Genomic DNA, 18,242 nt, shown 5'->3' with positions numbered 1-18,242 from the left:
CTCTGCAACAGAACCGGCCGGCTTTCATCCAGCTTTCAAAACCGCATCGATCTTACGACCAGTCGCGCGCCTCGAAATTCTTGTTGATCCGCAGTGCCAGCAGCGTGCACGCCGCGCCGGACAGCAGATAGGCGCTCAGGTAAGCCAGACCATAGTTGGCCGACAGACCCAATGCCACCACCGGTGCAAACGCCGCACCGATCAGCCAGGCGAAGTCCGACGTCAGGGCGGCACCCGTGTAACGGAAGCGCGGCAGGAAGTTGGCGGTCACGGTACCCGACGACTGGCCGTACGACACACCCAGCAGCGCGAAGCCGATCAGGATGAACGCGTCTTGCGCCAGCGGGCTGCCATCGATCAGCCACGGTGCGAACACCGCGAAGATGCCGATGAGCACCGCCAGAATACCCAGCGTGGTGCGGCGACCGATGCGGTCGGCGATCAGGCCCGACGCGATCGTTGCGCCAATGCCCACGAAGGCGCCGATCACCTGCACGAACAGCACGTCCGTAATCGACTGCGACGAACGCAATGCGATCCATGACAGCGGAAATACCGTCACCAGGTGGAACAGTGCATAGCTGGCCAGGGCAGCGAACGCGCCGATGAACAGGTTGTAACCCTGGGCCTGGACCAGTTCCGTCACCGGCACGGGTTCCAGCTCGCCTTCTTCCATCAGCTGCGTGTATTCCTGCGTCAGGACCAGGCGCAGACGGGCAAACAGCGCCACGACGTTGATCGCGAAGGCCACGAAGAAGGGATAACGCCATCCGAAGTCAAGGAAGTCACCCAGCGACAGTTCGGCGTACAGATACAGGAACAGCGCGCTGGCGATCATGAAACCGATCGGTGCGCCCAGCTGTCCAAGCATGGAGTACCAGCCGCGGCGGTTGGCCGGGGCGTTCAGCGCCAGGAGCGACGGCAGGCCGTCCCACGAACCGCCAAACGCCACGCCCTGCAGGACGCGGAACAAGGCCAACAGGATGATCGAGGCGCTGCCCAGCGAGGCGTAGCCCGGCAGGAAGGCCATGCCGCAGGTGGCGGTACCCAGCAGGAACAAGGCGGCCGTGAGTTTGGCGCTTCGCCCCCATCGCCGCTGGATCGCCATGAACAGCGCGGTACCGATCGGGCGGGCCACGAACGCGAACGAAAAGATCACGAACGAGTACAGGGTGCCTTCCAGGCGTTCTTCGAATGGGAAGAACACGGTGGGGAACACCAGCACGCAAGCGATGCCAAATACAAAGAAGTCGAAATACTCGGACGCCCGACCAATGATCACGCCAATGGCGATTTCACCCGGGGCGACCTTGGAGTGGCTGGTGGTGACCAGCCGGGCGTCGTTCTCCAGTTGAGAGGAGTGCGGCTCGGCGTGGTGCTCAGTAGTGGTGCTGGACATCGTGCTTGCTCAGTGATTCGGAATGAGATTGCGCCAATAATGCGCGAACGGCCGTAGGATGGCATTGTCTGCCCCGGGCCGCCATAGGACAAAATGTCCAATTCCGGCAGCGCCCGGGTAAGCGTACATTTTGCATCCTTTCCCAAGGTACGTTTTCGTCAATCCGGCAATGCCCACCCTCAAGAAATTTCGCGGACTGCTCTTGCTCCCCGCCGTCGCCATGTTGGCGGGCTGCAACGCGGTACTGCTCTCCCCCTCCGGCGACATCGCCGCCCAGCAACGCGATCTGATCATCTATTCAACAGTGTTGATGCTGATCATTATCGTACCTGTCATCGTGCTGACATTGTTGTTCGCGTGGCGTTACCGCGCGTCCAACAAAGAAGCGACGTATGAGCCGGACTGGGACCACTCCACCCTGCTCGAGCTGTTGATCTGGGCTGCACCGCTGCTCATCATCATCGCGCTCGGCGCGCTGACCTGGGTCAGCACGCACAAGCTGGATCCTTACCGACCGCTGGATCGGGTCAGCGCCACGCGCGAATTGCCGGCGAACGTCAAGCCGCTGATCGTCGAAGTGGTGGCCCTGGACTGGAAGTGGTTGTTCCTTTACCCGGAACAAGGCATTGCCACGGTCAATGAAATGGCGGCGCCGGTGGATCGGCCCATCATGTTCAAGATCACCTCGTCAACCGTGATGAATTCGTTCTTCATCCCTGCCCTGGCTGGCCAGATCTACGCAATGCCGGGCATGGAAACGAAGCTGCACGCGGTGATCAACCACCCTGGCGACTACGAAGGCTTCTCGGCGAACTTCAGCGGCGCGGGCTTCTCGGGCATGCGTTTCCGCTTCCACGGCGTCAGCGAAGGCGACTTCGACAAGTGGGTCGCCAAGGCCAAGGCCGAAGCAGGCAATGCCGGCGAACTGACCCGCGATGCGTACCTGAAGCTCGAACAGCCCAGCGAACGTGATCCGGTCAAGTATTTCGCCACGGTGGCCCCTGGCCTGTACGACGCGATCCTGAACCGTTGCGTCGAAGCCAACCGCATGTGCATGAAGGACATGATGGCCGTTGACCAGCGCGGCGGCCTCGGGATGGCCGGTGCGTACAACGTCGCCAAGCTCGACACCGCGTCGCGCAAGCGCCTGGGTATCGACGACAGCAAGGCCAAGACGTATGTCGGCGCCATGTGCACCCCGACCGACCTGTCGGGCTCCGCGAACGCGAGCGTGCCCCTGTGACCGATCGTCTTCCTGTAATTCTCTCCCGCGCTTTCCGCATCGGTACCCAAGATGTCTGAACAACTCGATCTCACCAAGCTAATATTCGGCCGCCTCTCGTGGGAGGCGATTCCCTTCCACGAGCCCATCCTGCTGGTCACCTTCGCCGCCGTGCTGCTGGGCGGCCTGGCGCTCGTGGGCGTGCTGTTCTACTTCAAGCTCTGGACCTACCTCTGGAAAGAGTGGTTCACCAGCATTGACCACAAGAAGATCGGGATCATGTACATGATCCTGGGCATCATCATGCTGCTGCGCGGCTTTGCCGATGCGCTGATGATGCGGGCCCAGCAGGCGATCGCCTTCGGCGACAACGCCGGCTTCCTGCCGCCGCACCACTACGACCAGATCTTTACGGCGCACGGCGTCATCATGATCTTCTTCGTGGCGATGCCGCTGGTGACGGGCCTGATGAACTTCGTTGTGCCGCTGCAGATCGGCGCCCGCGACGTGGCCTTCCCGTTCCTGAACAACTTCAGTTTCTGGATGACCACCAGCGGCGCCGTGCTGCTGATGGCATCGCTGTTCGTCGGTGAATTCGCCCGTACCGGCTGGCTGGCCTATCCGCCGCTGTCCGGCATCGCGCAGAGTCCAGACGTGGGGGTGGATTACTACATCTGGGCCTTGCAGATCGCGGGGGTCGGAACATTGCTGTCAGGCGTCAACCTGCTGGCGACCATCGTCAAGATGCGCGCGCCCGGCATGGGCCTGATGAAGATGCCGATCTTCACGTGGACCGCGCTGTGCACCAACGTGCTGATCGTTGCCGCCTTCCCGGTGCTGACCGCCGTGCTGGCCCTGCTGTCCCTCGACCGTTACGCCGGATTCAACTTCTTCACGAACGACTTCGGCGGCAACTCGATGATGTACGTGAACTTGATCTGGATCTGGGGCCACCCCGAGGTGTACATCCTGATCCTGCCGCTGTTCGGCGTGTTCTCGGAAGTCGTGTCGACCTTCAGCCGCAAGCGCCTGTTCGGGTACGCGTCGATGGTGTACGCCACTGTCGTGATTACCGTGCTGTCGTACCTGGTCTGGCTGCATCACTTCTTCACGATGGGGTCGGGTGCAAGCGTGAACTCGTTCTTCGGGATCACGACGATGATCATATCGATCCCGACCGGCGCGAAGATCTTCAACTGGCTGTTCACGATGTACCGTGGCCGCATCAAGTTCGAAGTGCCGATGCTGTGGACGGTGGGTTTCATGGTCACGTTCGTGATCGGTGGCATGACCGGCGTGATGCTGGCTGTTCCCCCGGCTGACTTCGTGCTGCACAACTCGCTGTTCCTGATCGCCCACTTCCACAACGTGATCATCGGCGGCGTGCTGTTCGGCCTGATGGCAGGCATCAACTACTGGTTCCCGAAGGCCTTCGGCTACAAGCTCGATCCGTTCTGGGGCAAGTGCTCGTTCTGGTTCTGGCTGATCGGTTTCTGGGTGGCTTTCGCACCGCTGTACGTGCTGGGCTTCATGGGCGTGACCCGTCGCATGAGCCACTTCACGGATCCGTCGCTGCAGATCTGGTTCCAGATCGCCGCCGTGGGCGCTGTCCTGATCGCACTGGGTATCGCAAGCTTCCTGATCCAGCTGGTCGTCAGCTTCCGCAACCGTGAAGCGCTGCGCGATCACACGGGTGACCCGTGGGATGGCCGTACGCTGGAGTGGGCGACCTCGTCTCCCCCGCCTGCCTACAACTTTGCGTTCACCCCGGAAATCCATGAAGGCGACGCCTGGTGGCAGATGAAGCAGCGCAACTACAAGCGCCCTTCGGAAGGCTTCATGCCGATCCACATGCCGAAGAACACCGGCGCGGGCATCATCCTCGCGGGTATCTCGACGGTGCTGGGCTTTGCGTTGATCTGGCATATGTGGCTGCTGGCCGGCATCTCGTTTGCCGCCCTGCTGATCGTGACGATCGTCCACACCTTCAACTACAAGCGCGACTATTACATCCCCGCCGAAGACGTCCTGCGCGTCGAGACGGAACGTACCCGACTGCTGGCCCAATATGTCTAATTCACACGCTATCCCTGCGACCGGCGACGCAAGCTCGCCGGACAACCTGCGGTTCTACGTGCCAGGCGAGCACCACGTCGAAAACGCCACCGGGTTGGGCTTCTGGCTCTACCTGATGAGCGACTGCCTGATCTTCGCGTGTCTGTTCGCGGTGCACGGCGTGCTGGGCCGCAGTTACGCGGCCGGCCCGTCGGGTGCCGACCTGTTCGACCTGCCGCTGGTGGCCATCAACACCTCCATGCTGCTGCTGTCGTCGATCACGTATGGTTTCGCCATGATCGAGATGCGCCGCAAGCGCGTCAACGCGGTGCTGGGCTGGCTGGCGCTGACCGGCCTGCTGGGCGCGGTCTTCATCGGCCTCGAGCTGTATGAATTCGCGCACCTGATCCACGAAGGCGCGACGCCACAGCGCAGCGCGTTCCTGTCGTCGTTCTTCACCCTGGTGGGTACGCACGGCCTGCACGTCTCGTTCGGCATCATCTGGCTGGTCACACTGATGTTCCAGGTCAAGCGTCACGGCCTGATCGCAGAAAACCGCCGCCGCCTGGCCTGCCTGTCGATGTTCTGGCACTTTCTGGACGTGGTCTGGATTGGCGTGTTCACCTTTGTCTATCTGATGGGAGTGCTGCCGTGAGCGCGGACACCAATACCCTGCATGCGCACGGCCACGCGCATGGTCATGATGACGGCCATCACGGTCACGACGACCACGATCACGATCATGGCGATGGCTCGAGCCACGGCACCTTCCGGGAATACATGACCGGCTTCGTGCTGGCCGTGATCCTGACGGTGATCCCGTTCTGGATCGTGATGACCGGCCAGTTCCAGGATTCGGGCACGACCGCCCTGGTCATCCTGGGTTTCGCCGCCGTGCAGATCGTGGTTCACATGGTCTACTTCCTGCACATGAACGCCCGCTCCGAAGGCGGGTGGACGATGCTGGCGCTGATCTTCACCATTGTCCTTGTCGTGATTACCCTGGCAGGTTCCATCTGGGTGATGTTCCATCTGAACACCAACATGATGCCGAACATGCTGCATGACATGAACAACATGCCCTGATCTTGACTGACCCGCAACACACGCCCTCCGCCGGCCCGACTCCTGGGCCGGCACCCGCCGCCCCGTCGGGCCCCGCCCGGCGGCGCGCGCGATCCTTTACCTTCCTTGTCACCCTCTCCCTCCTTGCCGCGATCCTTGCCGGCGGCTTTGCTGCGCTTGGCACCTGGCAGGTCTATCGGCGTGCCTGGAAGCTGGACCTGATCGAACGGGTCGACCAGCGGGTGCATGCGCCCGCCGTGGCGGCCCCCGGCAAAGACCGCTGGCCGGCGGTCAACAAGGCGGACGACGAATACCGCCATGTCGAAGTCCGCGGCCAGTTCAAACACGACAGCGAAAGTTTCGTCCAGGCCGTGACCGAGGTCGGCAGCGGCTTCTGGGTCATGTCGCCATTGCTGCGCGATGACGGCACCACCGTGCTCATCAATCGCGGCTTCGTCTCGCCGGAACGCCGGGACCGCACCACTCGCGGCGCGGAACCCTCCGGCGACGTGGTCGTGACCGGCCTGCTGCGCATCACCGAGCCCAAAGGCGGCTTCCTGCGGGACAACGATCCCGCCGGCGACCGCTGGTTCTCGCGCGACGTTCAGGCCATTGCCGCTGCTCGCGGCTTGACCAACGTTGCGCCCTACTTCATCGACGCTGCGGCGACACCGCCCGGCGCCAACGGGGAACGGTCGTGGCCCATTGGCGGCCTGACCGTCATCCGTTTTCCAAACAGCCACCTGGTCTATGCCCTGACGTGGTACGGCCTCATGCTGATGGTGATCTTCGCGGCTTGGTATGTGGCGCGCGACGAGCGGCGCCTGCGCCAGCAACAGGAACCGCTTACACTTCGCGCGAACGGAGAACGCGAAGATGCCCCACTTTCCGACTGACACAGTCACCCTGCTGCAAAGCCCGCAGCCGCCGGCCGCCACGCGCCGCGGCATGAACGACACCACCGGACGCAAGAACATGCAGCAGCTGATCGAGCTGCGCTGGATCGCTGCGCTCGGGCAGTTCGCCACCATCCTGGTTGTTCACTTCGGCTTCGATATCCCGCTCCCGCTCAAGCCCATGCTGTGGCTGCTGGGCGGCCTGGTGCTATTCAATGCCATCAGTGTGCTGCGCTTGCGCACCCATCCCGAAGTCACCAATGCCGAACTGCTGGTAGCCGTCCTGGTCGACGTTGCCATGCTGACCGGCCAGCTCTACCTGAGCGGCGGCGCGACCAACCCCTTCGTCTTCCTGTATCTGCTGCAGGTCACGCTAGCCGCGGTGCTGCTCGAGGCCTGGTCGACCTGGACCATCGTTGCCATCACCGGCGCCTGCTTTGCGGGCCTGGCCCTGTTCGGCCGGCCGCTTGCCCTGCCCCTGGACCACGACCGCGGCCTGTGGAGCCCGTACATCCAGGGCATGCTGCTCTGCTTTGCGCTGAACGCCGCCCTGCTGGTGGTGTTCATCAGCCGCATCAGCGCCAACCTGCGCGCCCGCGATGCGCGACTGGCGGACCTGCGCCAGCGCGCAGCTGAAGAAGAGCACATCGTGCGCATGGGCCTGCTTGCGTCGGGCGCGGCGCACGAACTGGGAACGCCGCTGGCGACCCTGTCGGTGATCCTTGGCGACTGGGCCCACCTGCCCTCTTTTACGTCCGAACCCGACATGCTGCAAGAGATTGAAGAGATGCAGGCGCAGGTCTTGCGCTGCAAGTCCATCGTCAGCGGCATCCTGCTGTCGGCGGGCGAAGCGCGCGGTGATTCGCCCGCCGAAACCACCATGCGCACCTTCCTCGACAATCTGGTGGATGAGTGGAAGGTGACGCGATCGGTGTCGTCCGTGGACTATCGCAACCGGTTTGGCGACGACCTGCGGATCGTGTCGGACTCGGCCATCAAACAGATGGTCTGCAATGTGCTGGATAATGCCCTGGAAGCCTCGCCGACCTGGGTCGGCCTGGAAGCCGTGCGCGACGAGAACATGTTGCGACTGACCGTCACCGATCGGGGCCCGGGATTTGCGCCGGGCATCCTGCAACGACTCGGTACGCCCTATCAGTCCACCAAAGGCCGGCCGGGGGGTGGCCTGGGGCTGTTCCTGGTGGTGAACGTGGCGCGCACGCTCGGCGGCAGCGTCGACGCCGGGAACCGTGCAGACGGCGGCGCGTTCGTGACCGTGACCCTGCCGCTTGCGGCCATTACGCTGGACGAAGAGGAAGAAGGCATCGATGCCGATTGACGACGACGCACCCGACACCGCCATCAGCGACCGCACCCTGCTGATCGTCGAAGACGACGCCGCGTTCGCCCGCACGCTGGGGCGGTCGTTCGAGCGCCGTGACTACACGGTGCTGCACGCCGCCAGCCTGGAAGACGTCGTTGCCCTGTTGCCCGATCATTCGCCCGGCTACGCCGTGGTCGATCTGAAACTGAAGGGTGAGGCGTCGGGCCTGGCCTGCGTGCAGGCCCTGCATGCGCACGATCCTGATATGTTGATCGTCGTGCTGACCGGCTTCGCCAGCATCGCAACCGCGGTCGAAGCGATCAAGCTGGGGGCCTGTCATTACCTGGCCAAGCCGTCGAACACCGACGATATTGAAGCGGCCTTTGAACGCGCCGAGGGCAATATCGAGGTGGAACTGACTGGCCGGACCACGTCGATCAAGACGCTGGAATGGGAAAAGATCCACGAGACCTTGGCCGAGACGGGCTTCAATATTTCCGAGACGGCGCGCAGGTTGGGAATGCATAGGCGGACGCTGGCGCGCAAGCTGGGGAAGCAGCAGGTGAAGTAGGTGGTGGGGCGCGGTGGTGCGGCGGTGGCTGGGAGGTCGTGGGTGCGTCGTAGACGTCTGCTGTTGGCCTGTGCGGCCGCGTCGTGCATCGATGCGATGCGCCCGGGTCTTCACGCCTCGCTTCGTTGTCGAATTCAAGCGCAAGAAACGGGCTGCGCCTCAGGGGCCGCGCACCTACAGTGAACGCATCGACCTTTCGGTGACCTGTCATGACTTCTTCCCGTTTCCTTGATGTACATGGTGTCGAGCATGCCGACACAGCGGATGCTGACGTGGTGGGTGCTGATGTCATGGGTGCCGATGTCGCGGGCGCCAATGCCCGGGGTGCTGATGCCGTGGGTGCCGATGCCGCGGGTGCCAATGCCCGGGGTGCTGATGCCGTGGGTGCCGATGTCGCGGGTGCCGATGTCGCGGGTGCTGACGCCGTGGACGCCGCGCGCTATGCAGGCGACGAGGCCCGCTGGCGCGCCGTGATCAGCCGCGACCGCGCTGCCGACGCATGCTTCGTGGTTGCCGTCCGCACAACCGGCGTGTACGGCCGGCCAAGTTCATCCGCCCGTATTCCCCGCCGCGACAATGTCGAATTCTTCGACACACCGGCCGCGGCTGAAGCCGCAGGCTACCGGCCCAGCCGGCGCGCAAGCGCCGACGGCAGCCAGGCAGCAGAACGGCGATTGCAATTGGTCGAGCAGACCTGCCGCCTCATCGAACAGTCCGACACCCCACCTCCCCTTGCCGACCTGGCCGCCCACGCCGGCATCAGCAGCTTTCATCTGCATCGTCTGTTCAAACAGGAAATGGGCCTGACGCCCAAGGCGTACGCGACGGCCTTTCGTGCGCAACGCATGCGCGAGCAACTGGGCGAGGCATCCACGGTCACCCAGGCGATCTACGACGCAGGCTTCAACTCGCACAGCCGCTTCTATCAGGAATCGGACGGCCGGCTGGGCATGCGTCCGCGCGCTTTTCGTGCGGGCGGCGTCGATGCCCAGATTCATTTCGCGATCGGCCAGACCACATTGGGCGCCGTGTTGGTGGCGGGCAGCGGGCGCGGCATCTGCGCGATCCTGCTTGGCGATGATCCGGAACTGTTGTTGCGCGACCTTCATAACCAATTCCCAAAGGCCGAACTGATTGGCGCGGACGCTGCCTTCGAGCAGTGGGTGGCGCAAGTGGTCGGAATGGTCGACGCACCCGGCCTGGGGCTGAACTTGCCGCTCGATGTTCGTGGGACGGCTTTCCAGGAACGGGTGTGGCGCGCGCTGCGCAAGATCCCGGCCGGCACAACGATCAGCTACACCGAACTGGCGTCGCGCATCGGGTCCCCGTCGTCGGTGCGTGCGGTGGCGCAGGCGTGTGGCGCGAATCGGCTGGCCGTGGCGATCCCTTGCCATCGGGTGGTTCGGATGGGCGGGGACCTTGCCGGCTATCGCTGGGGAATCGAGCGCAAGAAAGAGCTGCTGCGCAAGGAAGCGGTGGAAGGTAAACCGGAGATTTGACGCGGCGCTCGGGTACCCGGCGGCGGGGTCCGCGAACACGTTCCGTCATCAATTTGACGAGATCACCAATGTTATTATCCTACAAAGGAGACAAGCATGGCCTCGGCAGTTGATGTCCACCCCCGCAACGAACCTAACCTGACCGACCGCATTACCCAGCGGTTAATGGACGAGATCACCGGTGGGCAATACCACGTCGGGGATGTGCTGCCGCCCGAGCAGGCCATTGCGGACCGATTCGGCGTGTCGCGCACGGTGCTGCGCGAAGCCGTCTCGCGGTTGAAGTCCGAAGGAATCGTCTCGAGCAAGCAAGGCCGTGGTCTCCAGGTCATCGCCAATGCGCCCTTGTCTGTGCTGCGGATCCAGGCAGCCGGTCATGACACCGCACAGATTCTGGGGATAGTCGAACTGCGCCGCGGTGTGGAAATCGAAGCTGCCGCCCTCGCAGCTGAACGCCGCACTGCAACGGATCTGATCGACATTCGTGCAGCGCTCGATGCCATGGCAGAAGCGATCGCGACCGGCGACGTGACCTTGGGCGTCGAAGCCGATCTGGGCTTTCACCGTGCCATCGCGCGCGCGACGCGCAATGACAACTACATCCTCTTCTTTGACTTCATGGCTGTGCTGCTGCGCAAGAACATCGAAGTCTCGCGCCGCCGTTCGTCGAAGGTATCAGGCCGCGGCGCGCAGGCGCAAAAGGAACACGCCAAGGTGTTCGCGGCGATCGAAAAAGGTGACCCCGACATGGCTCGGCAGTTCGCTCGCATTCATATCGTGAACACCGAAGCCAGGCTGCGGTCTGCGGGGCAGGAATAACCGCAGTGATAAGGGGCTCTCTTTACACAGAAGGCCTGCGGGCGCACCCCTACTGGCCTCCTTGGCCAACAGTCAGGCATAGGCGAACACTGAAGAGCCGGGCGCAAAGCTTGCTGGCAAGAGGCCGAGCAGCGCGGCCCCATCGGTAGCCGCACGCCGGTGCAGCGCGCTGCGACGCTTATTGTCTTTCGCTCGCGAGGCGTCCGATGGCTTACCGATGAGTAGCGCTTCCCAACCTGATTCCTCTTCTCCCGGCTCGGACCCGGCCGGCATCACGCCTGGCCCAGTGGGTGGCTCGCCCGCTGGGGGCGGCCCGTCTGGCGCCACGCCGTCGGGTGGTCAGGGCGCGCCGACCGGGGCTGGTTCAACGAATGGGCCGGGCGCCCCACACGGCCCTGGCTCAGCCAACGGCTCCGGCTCGTCGGGCCCTCCTCAGCATCCCAGCCCGCTCATGCGCGCGAGCATGAACCGCGAGCTGCTGCGCGACTTGTGGGACGCCATCTGGAAATTTCGCTTCCAGACCCTGACGGCGACTGCCCTGATGGTGGCCGCGAAACTGGCGGGCGTGTCGGTTCCGCTGGTCTTGCGCAGCGTCATTGACGACCTGGCCCACCCTGCCCAGCTTGCGCTCTTCCCGGTATTCCTCGTGCTGGCCTACGCACTGCTGCGCTTCCTGTCGGATGCATTGAGCGAAGCGCGCGACGTTGTCTTCAGCATCGTGACGCAGCGAACGGTGGCGGCCTTTACGTCCCGCACCTTTACCCGACTGCATGCGCTGGGCGCACGATTTCATGCAAAGCGCGAGACGGGCGCGATCGTGCGCGACGTGCAGAAAGGGTCGGATGGCATTGCGTTCCTGCTTGGCGTGGCGCTGTTCACGATCCTGCCGGCACTTGTCGAGATCGGCAGCATCGTGGTCATCATGGCCAGCAACTACACGATGGGCTTCATCGCCGCGATCTTTGCGACCTTCGTCAGCTATGGCCTGTGGACCAACATCTTTACGCGGCGGCGCATGCTGGTGCAGCGCGAGGTCAACAGTCTGGAATCCCAGTCCGATAGTCGTATTGTCGACAGCCTGCTCAACCACGACACGGTCAAATACTTCGCATCCGAAGACACCGAAACGGCGCGACTGAACCAGGTGCTGGAAAAGTGGGTGGATGCCCGCCAGCGCAATCAACGCGCGCTGACGACGCTGCATGTCGGGCAAAGCGCGATCATTGCCGCAGGCATCACGGCGGTGATGCTGCTGGCGGTGCAGCACGTGGCGGTGGGCCGCATGACGGTGGGTGACCTGGTGCTGGTCAACGCCTATATCCTGCAGGTCTGCATGCCCCTGAACACGCTGGGTTTTGTCTTCCGCGAGACCAATGACGCGATCGTGAACGTCGAGCGGATGTTCGCGATCCTGCGGGCCGAAGGCAAGCCTGGCGAGGACGTGGATCAGCCCGATGCTCAACCCTTGCGCGCCGCGACGGGCGACATCGTGTTCGACCATGTGCACTTCGGCTATGAGCCGACCCGGCCCATCCTGCATGACGTCAGCTTCCGCGCGTATTCCGGCAAGACGATTGCGGTAGTTGGGGGCAGCGGGTCGGGCAAGTCGACCCTGGTCAAGCTGCTGTTCAGGCTGTATGAGCCGAGCAGCGGCACCGTCAGCATCGATGGGCAAGACCTGCGGGAGGTCACTCAGCGCAGCTTGCGGCAGGCGATCGGCATCGTGCCGCAGGACACGATTCTGTTCAACGACACCATCGCCTACAACATCGCCTACGGCACGCCTTCTGCGACGCGGGCCGACGTGGTGCGGGCTGCGCGCGCGGCGCAACTGGATGAATTCATCGAGCGCCTGCCGGACCATTACGACACCCGCGTCGGCGAACGGGGTGTGCGGCTGTCGGGCGGTGAACGGCAACGTATCGCCATCGCGCGCGCGATCCTGAAGGACCCGCGCGTGATCGTGTTCGATGAAGCCACGTCGGCACTCGACACCCGGTCGGAACGGGCGATCCAGAACGAGCTGCATCGGCTGGCGCATGGGCGCACGTCGATCGTGATTGCGCACCGCTTGTCGACTGTCGTGGACGCGGACTGGATCCTGGTCATGGAACATGGCCGGGTGGTCGAACAAGGCACGCATGACGAACTGATTGCCCAAGGCGGCGTGTACACGCAGATGTGGACCTTGCAACGTCAACAAGGCGAACTGGAGCATACGCAGCGCAAGCTGTCGGGCGAAGCCGTGGCGCTGGACGAGTTGACGCATGGCGTCGCCGAGGTACTGCAGGAACAGCTGGCCGACCGGCACGTGGATCTGCATACGGTGGTGACCGATCCGGAGCTAGGAACAACCGCCAACCGCGCCGATCTGCGCGACGCCATTGCCACGATCGCGCGCAGCGAGATCATGCAGGCGTCGCCCGGCGATCGCATCGAACTCCGGCTGGAACGGCAGGACAACAAGGCGCTGCTCAGCATTGTGGGATCGGGCACGGAGTTGCCGCGCTTGTCGGCCAAGGCCGCCGACGATGCGCAGGCCACCTTGGCGGCCTTTGGCGGCAGCCTGACACTGATGCAGATCGATGGCCGCGCGGCCTATGCCGCCGTGTTGCCGCTGCGGCCGGTCATGGATCCGCCGCCGCCCGTGGACATGGCGGCGTCCGCGCTATCCGAGTCCGAGCTGGACTTTCCGCTGGATGACAGCACGCCCGCGGCCGCTGCACCGGTCGTGAACCGCGAGCCTTTGCGGGGCTGTTCGCTGCTCATTGTTGATGACGAAGAAGAGTCGCGCGATGCACTCGAACTGCTGTTGGGCGACTTTGGCGCCGACGTGCACCTGGCGGCCTCGTCGCGCGAAACGCTCGACTTCCTTGATGCACGCCCGCATTCGAAATGGCCCACCACCCTGCTCTGCGACATCATGCTGGACGACGATGCCGACGGCTACGACGTCCTGCGGGAAATCCGGGAGCGCGAAACGGCGCTGGGCGTGCCACGCGAGGACCGGATGCAGGCGATTGCCATGACCGGCTTTGCCGACGCGGACCACCATGAACGTGCATTGGTGGCGGGCTTCAAGGCCAGTCTGACCAAACCCGCGCCGCTTGAGCGCATGATCGAAGAGATCCTTCGGACAACACCGCCCAGCCCCTACTTCACCGAGGGCCGCGCAAGACCGTCCAGTTGACGTCCGCAACCATACGGCACAGCCGCCGCGTGACGAACCCCTTTACAAGGGGCACCTTCACCGCGCCCACCTTCAACGTGCGCACCTTCACCGCGCACTGTCACAGCGCGCACATGGCCTTGGCTGTCCTGACCACGGCCTGCACGAACGGCGCGACCGTGGGCGGCAGTTCGCGGCCCTTGCGCACGATCCGGTAGAACGCCAGATCGACCAGCGGCGCCTGCAGGCGCGCCACCTCCACACCAAAACGCAAGGCGACGGGCAGCGCGAACGAAGGCACGATGCCGACCCCGAAACCCCTTGCGGCCATCGCGATGATCAGCTGCATGCTGTGATAGGTCGGCCGTTCTTCATTGGCGCGGCCGATCTGCGCCAATTGCGCATCGATCAACATTTGCGTCGTATCGGTGGCAGGGGCCGCCAGGATGGGCAGGTCTGGCAACTGCTTCCAGCGCGTGCGCGGCAATGCGTCCCCCGCGCGGTGCGTCAGTGTCAGGCGTCCGGGCTGGGCCACGCACAGCAGGTGGCAGTTGAACAGCGCAACGCGGTCGATACCGGCGGCCGGATTCAGAAAGGATCCGAAGCCCACGTCGACCTCGCCGCTCTCGATCATGGCGGGCATCTGCTCCTTGTTCACGTCATGCAGCTTGACCGTGACGTCGGGATGCTGGCTCGCAAAGTCCTCGCATACCTCGGGAAAGAAACTGGACGCCACCACCGGCGACACGGCGACCGACAGTTGCCGCTTCGCCGCTGCCGCCGTGTTGCCCATGCGCAGTGCCGCAAAGTTCAGTTCACTGAGCATCCGCTCGGCGCTGGGCACCAGTTGTGCGCCCTCGGGCGTCAGCGCGACCACGCGGGTGGTGCGGTCGAACAGGCGGCATCCGAACTGGGTTTCCAGGTCGCGCATCATGGCGCTCAGGCCCGCCTGGCTGATGTGCAATTGTTCGGCCGCCCGCGTAAAGCTGCGCAGCCGGGCAAGGGTCAGAAAACAGCGCAATTGGCGTGCTGAAACGTTCATAACTGCTGCTTGTGAATCCATAAGATAGTGTGACTTTACTTGTCACACTGCGGCTCGTCTAATCGCACGCATCTGAATGACGAAGTTGAGCCGCATGCCGACAACCCAACTTTCACCCGATGCTGCTGCGGCGTTTGTCTACGCCGAAGCGCTCTGCCTTGATGAGCAGCGCTGGCAGGACTGGCTGGCCTTGTACGCCGACGACGCCGTGTACTGGATTCCCAGCTGGAAAGACGATCACGTGACGACGGAAGATCCGGCCACCGAAGTGTCCTTCATGCACGCGGCCGGGCGTGGCCGTCTTGAAGAACGCGTCAAGCGCGCCAGTGGCACCAAGTCGGTTGCGTCGATGCCGCTGCCGCGCACCCTCCATTGCATCAGCAACGTCATCGTCAGCCCGGTTGCCGATACTGCCGATGCCGCCATTGCCGACACCACTGCCACCGGCACCACCGCCGGCACGGCTTCCGGCCCCGCCCGGTGGCGCGTGCAATCGAACTGCGTGACGCAGATCTACGACCTGCGCAACGACGGCCTGAAAGTGATGGCCTGCCGCTACGACCACCTGCTGACCGAGGTGGACGGCGCACTGCGCATTGCCCGCAAGAAGATTGTGTTGATCAACGATAACGTCCCGACCGTGCTGGACTTCTATTGCGTCTGACGCGCCAGGAAATACGATGACCGCCCCCTGTACTCCAGACTCTTCTGCCGCGATGAACGGCACGACCGATATCGACATCAACGACCTGCTGGATGACCGGCCCGCCGAGCAGGTGTTTCGTGTGCATCGCGACGCCTACACCGATCCCCACGTCTTCGAACGCGAACAGCAAGATATCTTCGAATCGACCTGGGTATTTGTCGGACTGGCAAACCAGTTGCCCAGGCCCCACGACTTTTTCACCGTCACCCTGGGGCGCCAACCGGTGATCGTCAGCCGCAATGGCGATGGCGAGATCCGCTGCCTGCTCAACTCGTGCCGGCACCGGGGCATGGTGGTCTGCCCGCAGCGCAGCGGCAATCGCAAGACGCACACCTGCCGGTACCACGGCTGGGTCTATGGCAGCGGTGGCGAAAACATGTTCGTGACCGACCAGGCCGAAGGCCGCTACCCGGCCTGGTTTGCGAAAGACAACCACGACCTCGTGCCGGTCGCGCGCTTCGGCAACTACCGTGGCTTTCTGTTCGCGAGCCTGTCGCCCGACGTGCCGCCGCTGGAAACGCATCTGGGGGACGCCAGGTTCTTTCTGGACCTGATTCTGGATCAGGCGCCCCAAGGCCTGGAATACGTGCCGGGCGACATCCGCTACACCTTCAATGCCAACTGGAAGCTGCAGATCGAGAACTCGCTGGACATGTACCACTTCGCGTCCACACACGCGTCGTATGTCGAGCTGCTGGCACGCCGCAAGCCCGACGCTTTTGCCGGGGGCATGCCGCCCTCGCCTGCCGATGCGGCTGAACAGGGCACCTTCAGCTTTGGACGCGGTCATGCCGTCATGTGGCGCGGCAAGAGCCGGGCATCCCCCGAATTGCTGGCGCGCCGCCGCGCAGGCTATGTCGCAGACATCTCGGAACTCCGCGCAAAATGGGCAGGATCCGCGCGCAATGTGACGATATTTCCGAATCTGCAGATCGTTGACAACGTCACCAGTGTGATGTTGCGGGTGCTCCATCCACTGGCCGTCGACAAGACCGAAATGCACACGCACTGCCTGGCGCCGGTGGGGGAAGACGCCGACCTGCGCGCCGCTCGCATCCGCGATTACGAAGACTTCTTCAACCCCAGCGGCCTGGCCACGCCCGACGACAACGTCATCTACGAACACAGCCAGGCCGGCTTCAAGGCGATGGCCGCCGGATGGACCGCCGGGCACCTGCGCGGCATCAATCCGGAAGGCGCACCGGCGGCGAACAAGTATGCGCAAGAGCTGGGCTTGACCAATGCGGACTGGAGTCTGGGGTCGCGCGCCCTGGGCGACGAGACGTGTTTTCACGATGCCTACCGCGAATGGCGCAGGTTGCTCACGCAACACCGCCCGGGCTAATCAAGCCGCGCAACGGTGCCAAGAACGACGACAACTACAACGACCCGCTTTCCACCGAGGAGACCTCGATGTCCACCATGACCTTCAAGACGCTGTTGCACCGGGCAAGCCCGCTTGCCTTCGTGGCCACCCTGGCCCTGACACTGACCAGCACCGCCTGTCTGGCCGCCAGCCCCGCGGGGCAGACCGCGCGCGACTATCCGCACGGCCCGGTATCCATGATCGTTCCCTTCCCCCCGGGCGGCCCGACCGACATCCTGGCGCGTATCGTCAGCCAGCAACTGTCGGAGACCTGGAAGGCGCCCGTGGTCGTCGACTACAAACCGGGTGCAAGCACCATGCTCGGCGTTGCCGCAACGGCCCGCGCCACGCCCGACGGGCAGACCCTGGGCATCATCAACTCGGCCTATGTGATCAACCCGAGCCTGCAGAAAAAGATGATGTACCGGAACGAAGACTTGGTCGCCATCACCCAGCTGATCCGCGTGCCGCTCGCCATCGCCGCCACGCCCAACGCCCCGTTCAACACCTTGTCGGAAATGATCGCGTACGCCAAACGCAATCCGGGCACCGTCACCTTTGCGAGCCCCGGGACCGGCGGCACGTCCCACCTGGCAGGCGAACTGCTCGCCCGCCGCGCCGGCGTCGAATTGACCCATGTGCCGTACAAAGGCAGCTCGCCTGCGCATACCGACGTGATCGGCGGCCGGGTCATGCTGATGATCGACCCCCTGTTCTCGCTTATGCCCAACGTCAAGGCCGGCCGCATGAAGCTTCTTGCCACGACCGGCGCCACGCGGTCGGCGCCCTACAAGGAATTTGAAGCGGTCGCCGAACAGTTTCCGGGTTTTGAGGTGCAGGCCTTCATCGGCATGATCGCCCCCGCCGGCACACCTGCCGACGTGGTTGCCAAGGTCCAGCGGGATGCCGCCGCCGTCATGGCCCAGCCCGCCGTGAAGCAGAAGGTGGAAGACCTGGGCATGGAAATCGTGGCGTCCGATCCCGCTGCCTTCCAGAAGCGCGTGACCGACGAAACCGCGCAATGGTCGAAGATCATTCGCGACGCGCGCATCGAATTGCAGGAATGACGCGCTGACAGCGCCCCGCGCCGCGATGGCCGATAATGGCGG

The 18,242-nt window shown here is 63.8% G+C and carries 15 protein-coding genes; 13 read left to right on the top strand and 2 right to left on the bottom strand.

The window, feature by feature from the left end; genetic code table 11:
- Nucleotides 1-52: 52 nt before the first annotated feature.
- On the bottom strand, nt 53-1,399 hold the full coding sequence (locus HD883_RS02955; RefSeq protein WP_179587902.1) for an MFS transporter: 1,347 nt from the start codon (nt 1,397-1,399) through the stop codon (nt 53-55).
- A gap of 169 nt (nt 1,400-1,568) precedes the next feature.
- Between HD883_RS02955 and cyoA the strand changes: the two genes are divergently transcribed.
- From cyoA to HD883_RS02905, 10 genes are all read left to right on the top strand, one after another.
- The gene (gene cyoA / locus HD883_RS02950) at nt 1,569-2,642 is read left to right on the top strand and encodes a ubiquinol oxidase subunit II (protein WP_179587903.1); all 1,074 of its coding nucleotides are present in this window, start codon (nt 1,569-1,571) and stop codon (nt 2,640-2,642) included.
- A 51-nt stretch (nt 2,643-2,693) separates the two neighbouring features.
- On the top strand, nt 2,694-4,697 hold the full coding sequence (gene cyoB, locus HD883_RS02945; RefSeq protein WP_179587904.1) for a cytochrome o ubiquinol oxidase subunit I: 2,004 nt from the start codon (nt 2,694-2,696) through the stop codon (nt 4,695-4,697).
- A complete protein-coding gene (gene cyoC, locus HD883_RS02940) occupies nt 4,690-5,331 on the top strand; it encodes a cytochrome o ubiquinol oxidase subunit III (protein WP_179587905.1) in 642 nt (213 codons plus the stop codon). Before cyoB ends, cyoC begins: the two co-directional genes overlap by 8 nt.
- A complete protein-coding gene (gene cyoD, locus HD883_RS02935; RefSeq protein WP_373563298.1) occupies nt 5,328-5,762 on the top strand; it encodes a cytochrome o ubiquinol oxidase subunit IV in 435 nt (144 codons plus the stop codon). Before cyoC ends, cyoD begins: the two co-directional genes overlap by 4 nt.
- A gap of 2 nt (nt 5,763-5,764) precedes the next feature.
- Nucleotides 5,765-6,637: an SURF1 family protein gene (locus tag HD883_RS02930; protein WP_218863268.1), complete on the top strand. Its 873-nt coding sequence runs from the start codon at nt 5,765-5,767 to the stop codon at nt 6,635-6,637.
- Complete coding sequence (locus HD883_RS02925; protein ID WP_179587906.1) at nt 6,618-7,976, top strand: ATP-binding protein; 1,359 nt, start codon at nt 6,618-6,620, stop codon at nt 7,974-7,976. Before HD883_RS02930 ends, HD883_RS02925 begins: the two co-directional genes overlap by 20 nt.
- The gene (locus tag HD883_RS02920; RefSeq protein WP_179587907.1) at nt 7,966-8,532 is read left to right on the top strand and encodes a response regulator transcription factor; all 567 of its coding nucleotides are present in this window, start codon (nt 7,966-7,968) and stop codon (nt 8,530-8,532) included. The genes HD883_RS02925 and HD883_RS02920 overlap by 11 nt, the downstream gene beginning before the upstream one ends.
- Nucleotides 8,533-8,741: 209 nt before the next feature.
- Entirely contained in the window at nt 8,742-10,031 is a 1,290-nt protein-coding gene (gene ada / locus HD883_RS02915) for a bifunctional DNA-binding transcriptional regulator/O6-methylguanine-DNA methyltransferase Ada (protein WP_179587908.1), read from the top strand.
- Between the two features lie 96 nt (nt 10,032-10,127).
- On the top strand, nt 10,128-10,850 hold the full coding sequence (locus tag HD883_RS02910) for a FadR/GntR family transcriptional regulator (protein ID WP_179587909.1): 723 nt from the start codon (nt 10,128-10,130) through the stop codon (nt 10,848-10,850).
- 463 nt (nt 10,851-11,313) lie between these two features.
- Nucleotides 11,314-14,040: an ATP-binding cassette domain-containing protein gene (locus tag HD883_RS02905; protein ID WP_257021968.1), complete on the top strand. Its 2,727-nt coding sequence runs from the start codon at nt 11,314-11,316 to the stop codon at nt 14,038-14,040.
- Between the two features lie 100 nt (nt 14,041-14,140).
- Here HD883_RS02905 and HD883_RS02900 read toward each other — a convergent pair whose 3' ends face one another.
- On the bottom strand, nt 14,141-15,061 hold the full coding sequence (locus tag HD883_RS02900) for a LysR family transcriptional regulator (protein WP_179587911.1): 921 nt from the start codon (nt 15,059-15,061) through the stop codon (nt 14,141-14,143).
- Between the two features lie 94 nt (nt 15,062-15,155).
- On the opposite strand from HD883_RS02900, the gene HD883_RS02895 reads away from it, so the two are divergent.
- From HD883_RS02895 to HD883_RS02885, 3 genes are all read left to right on the top strand, one after another.
- Entirely contained in the window at nt 15,156-15,725 is a 570-nt protein-coding gene (locus HD883_RS02895) for an aromatic-ring-hydroxylating dioxygenase subunit beta (RefSeq protein WP_179587912.1), read from the top strand.
- A gap of 16 nt (nt 15,726-15,741) precedes the next feature.
- Entirely contained in the window at nt 15,742-17,112 is a 1,371-nt protein-coding gene (locus HD883_RS02890) for an aromatic ring-hydroxylating oxygenase subunit alpha (protein WP_218863270.1), read from the top strand.
- A gap of 68 nt (nt 17,113-17,180) precedes the next feature.
- Complete coding sequence (locus tag HD883_RS02885) at nt 17,181-18,200, top strand: Bug family tripartite tricarboxylate transporter substrate binding protein (RefSeq protein WP_257021967.1); 1,020 nt, start codon at nt 17,181-17,183, stop codon at nt 18,198-18,200.
- Nucleotides 18,201-18,242 lie beyond the last annotated feature (42 nt).

Origin of the sequence: Pigmentiphaga litoralis (assembly GCF_013408655.1) — a bacterium.
In the GTDB taxonomy this organism is placed as follows: Bacteria; Pseudomonadota; Gammaproteobacteria; order Burkholderiales; family Burkholderiaceae_B; genus Pigmentiphaga; species Pigmentiphaga litoralis_A.
The sequence above is the reverse complement of the archived record's forward strand: the minus strand, read 5'-3'. Positions and strand labels throughout refer to the sequence as shown.

Excerpts from the sequence above, each read along its gene's own strand:
- cyoB (WP_179587904.1), top strand. The coding sequence starts at position 2,694 with ATGTCTGAACAACTCGATCTCACCAAGCTAATATTCGGCCGCCTCTCG.
- ada (WP_179587908.1), top strand. The coding sequence starts at position 8,742 with ATGACTTCTTCCCGTTTCCTTGATGTACATGGTGTCGAGCATGCCGAC.
- HD883_RS02920 (WP_179587907.1), top strand. The coding sequence starts at position 7,966 with ATGCCGATTGACGACGACGCACCCGACACCGCCATCAGCGACCGCACC.
- HD883_RS02900 (WP_179587911.1), bottom strand. The coding sequence starts at position 15,061 with ATGAACGTTTCAGCACGCCAATTGCGCTGTTTTCTGACCCTTGCCCGG.
- HD883_RS02885 (WP_257021967.1), top strand. The coding sequence starts at position 17,181 with ATGTCCACCATGACCTTCAAGACGCTGTTGCACCGGGCAAGCCCGCTT.
- HD883_RS02895 (WP_179587912.1), top strand. The coding sequence starts at position 15,156 with ATGCCGACAACCCAACTTTCACCCGATGCTGCTGCGGCGTTTGTCTAC.
- HD883_RS02890 (WP_218863270.1), top strand. The coding sequence starts at position 15,742 with ATGACCGCCCCCTGTACTCCAGACTCTTCTGCCGCGATGAACGGCACG.
- HD883_RS02925 (WP_179587906.1), top strand. The coding sequence starts at position 6,618 with ATGCCCCACTTTCCGACTGACACAGTCACCCTGCTGCAAAGCCCGCAG.
- HD883_RS02910 (WP_179587909.1), top strand. The coding sequence starts at position 10,128 with ATGGCCTCGGCAGTTGATGTCCACCCCCGCAACGAACCTAACCTGACC.
- cyoC (WP_179587905.1), top strand. The coding sequence starts at position 4,690 with ATGTCTAATTCACACGCTATCCCTGCGACCGGCGACGCAAGCTCGCCG.
- cyoA (WP_179587903.1), top strand. The coding sequence starts at position 1,569 with ATGCCCACCCTCAAGAAATTTCGCGGACTGCTCTTGCTCCCCGCCGTC.
- HD883_RS02955 (WP_179587902.1), bottom strand. The coding sequence starts at position 1,399 with ATGTCCAGCACCACTACTGAGCACCACGCCGAGCCGCACTCCTCTCAA.
- HD883_RS02905 (WP_257021968.1), top strand. The coding sequence starts at position 11,314 with ATGAACCGCGAGCTGCTGCGCGACTTGTGGGACGCCATCTGGAAATTT.